Source organism: Arsenophonus sp. ENCA (assembly GCF_002287155.1).
Lineage (GTDB): Bacteria > Pseudomonadota > Gammaproteobacteria > Enterobacterales > Enterobacteriaceae > Arsenophonus > Arsenophonus nilaparvatae.
The window spans coordinates 1-5,551 of sequence record NZ_NHNG01000524.1; the positions used below are offsets into that span (position 1 = coordinate 1).

General features: G+C 31.5%; 4 protein-coding genes and 3 pseudogenes. 2 read left to right on the top strand and 5 right to left on the bottom strand.

Features of this window, described 5'->3' with window-relative positions; genetic code table 11:
* Nucleotides 1–75 precede the first annotated feature (75 nt).
* Entirely contained in the window at nucleotides 76–438 is a 363-nt protein-coding gene (locus CBG25_RS13615) for a hypothetical protein (RefSeq protein ID WP_290607276.1), read from the bottom strand.
* Between the two features lie 895 nt (nucleotides 439–1,333).
* Here CBG25_RS13615 and mepS point away from each other — a divergent pair.
* A pseudogene (mepS, locus tag CBG25_RS13620) lies at nucleotides 1,334–1,878 on the top strand (bifunctional murein DD-endopeptidase/murein LD-carboxypeptidase).
* A gap of 3 nt (nucleotides 1,879–1,881) precedes the next feature.
* Here mepS and CBG25_RS13625 read toward each other — a convergent pair.
* The 3 genes from CBG25_RS13625 to rsuA all read right to left on the bottom strand — a co-directional run bounded on the left by CBG25_RS13625 (nucleotide 1,882) and on the right by rsuA (nucleotide 4,623).
* Nucleotides 1,882–2,238, bottom strand: a complete 357-nt coding sequence (locus CBG25_RS13625) for a hypothetical protein (RefSeq protein ID WP_290607278.1) — start codon at nucleotides 2,236–2,238, stop codon at nucleotides 1,882–1,884.
* A 466-nt stretch (nucleotides 2,239–2,704) separates the two neighbouring features.
* Nucleotides 2,705–3,892, bottom strand: coding sequence for a Bcr/CflA family multidrug efflux MFS transporter (locus CBG25_RS13630; protein ID WP_290607279.1), 1,188 nt, complete (start codon nucleotides 3,890–3,892; stop codon nucleotides 2,705–2,707).
* A gap of 38 nt (nucleotides 3,893–3,930) precedes the next feature.
* Nucleotides 3,931–4,623 (bottom strand): 16S rRNA pseudouridine(516) synthase RsuA, encoded by a 693-nt coding sequence (rsuA, locus tag CBG25_RS13635; protein WP_290607281.1) that lies wholly within the window; start codon nucleotides 4,621–4,623, stop codon nucleotides 3,931–3,933.
* A gap of 265 nt (nucleotides 4,624–4,888) precedes the next feature.
* On the opposite strand from rsuA, the pseudogene CBG25_RS13640 reads away from it, so the two are divergent.
* Nucleotides 4,889–5,320: pseudogene (locus CBG25_RS13640) on the top strand (DEAD/DEAH box helicase family protein); the annotation flags it as partial.
* A gap of 19 nt (nucleotides 5,321–5,339) precedes the next feature.
* On the opposite strand, the pseudogene CBG25_RS13645 reads toward CBG25_RS13640, so the two are convergent.
* Nucleotides 5,340–5,551, bottom strand: a pseudogene (locus CBG25_RS13645) (hypothetical protein); the annotation flags it as partial.

Consider the following 5,551-nt stretch of genomic DNA (forward strand, 5'->3'; position numbering starts at 1 on the left):
ACTTGTCGATCGTCTGTTGGTGATACTGGTTTGCAAAGAGGTCATTCTTAATGGCGCTGCGTTTCTTCATGGTGGTTAGCTCAGTAGACCAGCTTCCGATAACTTTATCAGCAAAATCAAACTCGGCTTAGGTTTTTCGAGGTGCCCATATTTAATTAGTGATTTTTGTCGCTGATTAATTAATAAATCCATACTTATCTTCTGGGTTGCCACTTTTCCTGCATTATCCCAACAATTCGTTTCTAGCATATTATCATTTACAATATTTTGACAGGCGGGTACAGTAATAGCGCCATAAAAATAAATTACACCGCCAGTATCTGATTCACTATAAACTTGAGATGATAAAGTTAATACCAGTAGAGATATAAAAAAATTCTTATTTAAATAATAGGGTATCTTAGGCTGGGCATTGCCATATTTTTTATATAAAATCATAAAAAGTTTAATCCTGGACAATAAATAAAATTACTATTAAATATTTTTATTAAATAATTACTGCGAAATTGCGAATAATTTATTAAAATAACATTTACTACAATAACTCAATATTCTGTTGAATCATGAAATATAGCTAACCGCAAAATTCCACATAAGATAGTTTCTATGTAATATTAAATTGTCTATTTTATCTTTTAAATATAACAACTCATTACTCATCTTTATTAAAATATTTTGTTCTTTATTAATCATTTTAATTTAACCGCTATTTAAATTTATGGCTCTCTCGTCATCACGACTATTTGTTTAATATAACTTTATTATAATAAATATCACAAATATCTAACTGATAAAGTCAAAAATAATTTAGTAAAGTAAAAACAACGTTTTGGAGAAAAATTTTAAAATAACAATTTTTATATTTATACAAAATTGAATAATTTTCTGCTACTGAAAAACAGATTAAATTTTATTAAAATTTAACAAAAAGCAACAATAAATTAATAAAATATTGCTAACAAATTTAGCTTAATTTTTTATTAATTAGCTAATTTTAATTGCTAATCATCAATACACTGATTTTTTAAATAGTATATTTAACCAAAATATTAAACCTTTTATTCAATAAGCTTATTTACATCGACACTAGTTATTTAATCAAAAAATTTTGATTTTTTGTAAATTAATACAAGAAAACTCGCCATTTTTTATTTCCTTGTATAAACTTGTTTATGTTTAACATATCAATGTATTTGAAATAGGTAATCAGTCATATACATTTATATAACGAACAATAGTGATGATATTTTAACCTTTAGCTAACAAAATAAAATATCGTCAAATTTACATTATATCGAATATCCACATAAAGATAACAAGGGATAAATCAATAATGGTCAAACTTCAACCGTTACTGAGATACTGTATGAAACCTACTCCGGCACTAATCATTACTTTATTACTATCCGCTTGTAATTCACCAAACTCACCGCTATATAAAACACAATCTAACTCACTTTATCAGGTATCACAAGCCGAGTTTGAACAATTAGTACGCAATGTGGAAATTAAAACAAAAATATTAGAGCAGTATGCAAACTGGAGAGGTGTTGCTTACCGTTTTGGTGGTACAACAAAGAAAGGTATTGACTGTTCAGCCTTTACTCAACCTATGTTTAGTGAGCAGTTTGGTGTTGATTTACCTCGCTCAACAGATGAACAACAATATACCGGCCACTGGGTCAGGCAACAAAATTTACGCCCTGGCGATTTGTTTTTTTTAGAACTGGACCAACTAATAGGCATGTCGGTATTTATATTGGTAATGATAAATTTGTCCATGCCTCAACAAGTAGCGGTGTAACAGTTTCTGCAATAAATGATGATTACTGGAGTAAACATTATTATGCAGCTCGTCGAATCATTGATACGTATTAATATTTAATGAGAATAATAACGAGATGGTAGCGTTATTGATTCAGCAATAGCAACACCCACTGTTTTAAAATGACAAATCGCTAAACTTTCATCTTCATAACGAATAAAAAGGCAAATTTGACCCTGCCATTCAAGCAAATCATTAGCAATTTGTATTTCATCTAAAGCTGAACTTAAATACTTTAATACCGCCAAATTATCGCTAATATCATAGCAAAGTACCTTAAAGCCAATTAATATATTAGACTCCGAGCTGGATATATTATCAGGCATTACCTCGATTTTTTCACCTGTATGCCCTGTTAACCATCGATAATTTTGTGGCAAACGATGAATGACAGATAACTTTAAATTACCCACTAAAAACCCTATATTGTAATTAATTATATTATTTTTATATTTAAGTAAAAAAATAACTTAACATACTAACTTATCAAGCTATTTTATACTTGCCCTGGTATTTTACATCATATAAATATTATAAATTTTTGTTATTCTAATATAAAAACTTATCCTAAACAAAATAAAATCTGTTAAAAATCAACAAAGCATATTATCTTTCAATAGTAAAACTGTATTATTTCATTTAATTCTTTATAAAAAAGCCATATATCAGATAATTAGCTAAAATAAGCAGTAATGAAAGATAAAAATGAAATAATTAATAAATTGATTGGCTCATGAATCGAGCCTATCTAAATTGTGATTGTTATCGAAGTAAAAGATAAGAAATTACATTGAGTTCATATTAATAAAGTATTTAAATAACGATACAACACTAATGAAATTTATTTCTTTATTAAATAGATAAATAATCCTAATCACATTAGTCTTTACTGTAATTAGCCAACAACACAAACCCCATTGCAAGACAAACACATAACCCCATAAATCCTACCATCGACCACACTGTGGTTGTTTTAAAGCAAGAAAGCAAATAACCAAAAAATGCACCGATACCAAAACGTATTGTGCCAACTAAAGATGAAACTGTACCCGCAATATGTGGATAATTATCTAAAATGACAGACATAGCATTAGAAGAGATCATAGCAATACTACCAACATAAACAGCAACACCAAATATCATAGGAATAAAACCTAAGTCCAATATAGTACTGAGGATCAGCCACATTCCCATAATGAATTGCAATGTTAAGCCCATATGTAACATTTTTAATGCGCCAAAATGGCGTACATAACGGCTATTAAGCGTGGTCAGTAAAAATAAAAAAACAATATTTAAACCAAAATAATAGCCAAAATGCTGTGGCGAAACCCCATTTAATTCAATATAGACAAACGGCCCGGTATTTAAAAATGAAAACAACCCAGCAAAGGAAAATCCACTAGCAAGAATATAACAGAAGACTTGTCTAGCACGAAACAAGGTAAAAAGTTGTTTTATCGTATTACGTAAATGAAATTTTTGTCTTTTTTCCTCCGGCAACGTTTCTTGAATAAAAAAAGTAACTAATAACGCCCCTATGATTGCAGCTATGGAAATAATCCAAAAAATGGCATGCCAGGAAAACCAAATCATTGCCATACCACCTAAGATCGGTGCTAATAATGGCGCGATCGTCATAACTAGCAAAACAAAAGACATGCTTCGTGAAAATTCATCACTACTAAACATATCTCTCATCAAAGCAGTGATGACAACACTTGCTGCCGCTGCCGATAATCCTTGTAAAAAACGAACAAAAATAAATTGCTCAATATTATTGGCTAAAGCACAAATTGCTGAAGTAATCGCAAAAATAATTACGCCGCCTAATATCACTGGCTTACGACCTATACTATCAGCCATCGGGCCATAAAACAGTTGACCTATTGCAAAGCCCAAAATATAACTATTTAAGGTCATCTGAACTTGGCCGGTATCAACATTAAAACTTTTTGCAATCGATGGCAGACTAGGCAAATACATGTCAATGGCTAATGGCATCAACATGGATATAAGGCCTAAAATCAGAATTAGGCTGAAATAAGATGAACCCTGACGTTGCATACTAACATACTCCCAAATCGAGCAAGTAAAAATATAATTTAAATAGTTTTTATTTCTTCTTTCGTTAAAGAACGATATTCACCAGCCCCTAATGCTGGATCAAGATAAATACCACCAATACGCTCACGGTGCAGCGCACAAACGTGATTACCCACCGCGGCAAACATTCTTTTGACTTGGTGATACCGGCCTTCGCTAATTGTCAAACGCACCTGCATTGATGAAACTATCGCTAGTTTGGCCGGCTTTGTGGGTGATTTTTCACCTTTAAGCCATATACCTGCTAAAAACTTATCAGCTACCTCAGTCGAAATCGGTTGTGTCAATGTGACAAGATAAGTTTTCTCACAATGATGCTTTTGCGAAATAATTTTATGTGTCCATTTACCATCATCAGTTATAATTACTAAGCCGGTTGTATCTATGTCTAATCTGCCGGCAATATGTAACTTTGTTATAGCTGGCTCATCAATAAAAGATAAAATTGTTGGGTTAACATTATCTGCCGTCGAACAAACATAACCTTGCGGTTTATTCAACATAAAATAACGTGGGCCAATAATATGTTGTAATACTATATCTTCATAACTAACTACCATTTCAGGCGTAATTTGATGAGAGCCGGTTTTTATTACTTCATTATTAACCATCACTTTTCCTGCCCGTAATTCTCGCATAACCAAGCCACGGCTAATTGTTAGTTGTTGAGATAAAAACTTATCAAGTCGCATCATGATTTTTAAATGTATATGAAAGGGTTAGAATGTATATGTATTATTATGCTAAATCATTGGATGATTACAATAATTGCTTTTAAAACAATCCAGATAATAAATAACGCAAATAACTATAACGCGATTAATTATACCAACAACTTGTTAGAGAAGATATAGCTTGCTACAGTAGATTTTATTTTTAATATAGATAAATTCAATATAAATTAACAAAAATTGCCACTCTATTTGTTATTTATTTTTAATATTTAAGTTAATAATCATGATAGTTACGCTAAGACCATATCAACAAGAGGCCGTTAATGCAGCGATAAACTATTTTCGCCGCCATAAACAACCTGCGGTTATTGTGTTACCTACTGGCGCAGGAAAAAGTCTGGTTATTGCTGAATTAGCCCGATTAGCCCGTGGGCGGGTACTGGTATTAGCCCATGTAAAAGAATTAGTTGAACAGAACCATAATAAATATCAAGCCTATGGGCTAACCGCTGACATTTATGCCGCCGGACTTAATAAAAAACAAAATGAAAATAAAGTTATTTTTGCTAGCGTACAATCTGTGGCAAAAAATTTAGCTGATTTTAATACTTCTTTTTCACTGTTAATTATCGATGAATGTCATCGCATCAGTTTAAATAACGATGGTCAATATCAACAAATCATTCAAAAATTACAACACAATAATCCTAATTTATCACGAGTTTCGCACAAAACTAATTTGGGTACGCTAATAAAACACGGATGTGCTCAGCAATAGCATTTTTGATTACGTCCCAATTTTGTTGATAAAGGGTTATTTTTTCAGATATACGACGTTTATGTTGTTCAAACCACGCAGAAATAGCGAGAAAAATATGATTTCTTTGCGCTCGGCTCGTGCGAGCCTGACAGCGTTCAATACCACAATTTTGTTTAACTTCTCGAT

Bases quoted from the DNA above. Each gene is read 5' to 3' on its own strand.
- CBG25_RS13615 (WP_290607276.1), bottom strand. From the start codon at position 438: ATGATTTTATATAAAAAATATGGCAATGCCCAGCCTAAGATACCCTAT.
- CBG25_RS13630 (WP_290607279.1), bottom strand. From the start codon at position 3,892: ATGCAACGTCAGGGTTCATCTTATTTCAGCCTAATTCTGATTTTAGGC.
- rsuA (WP_290607281.1), bottom strand. From the start codon at position 4,623: ATGCGACTTGATAAGTTTTTATCTCAACAACTAACAATTAGCCGTGGC.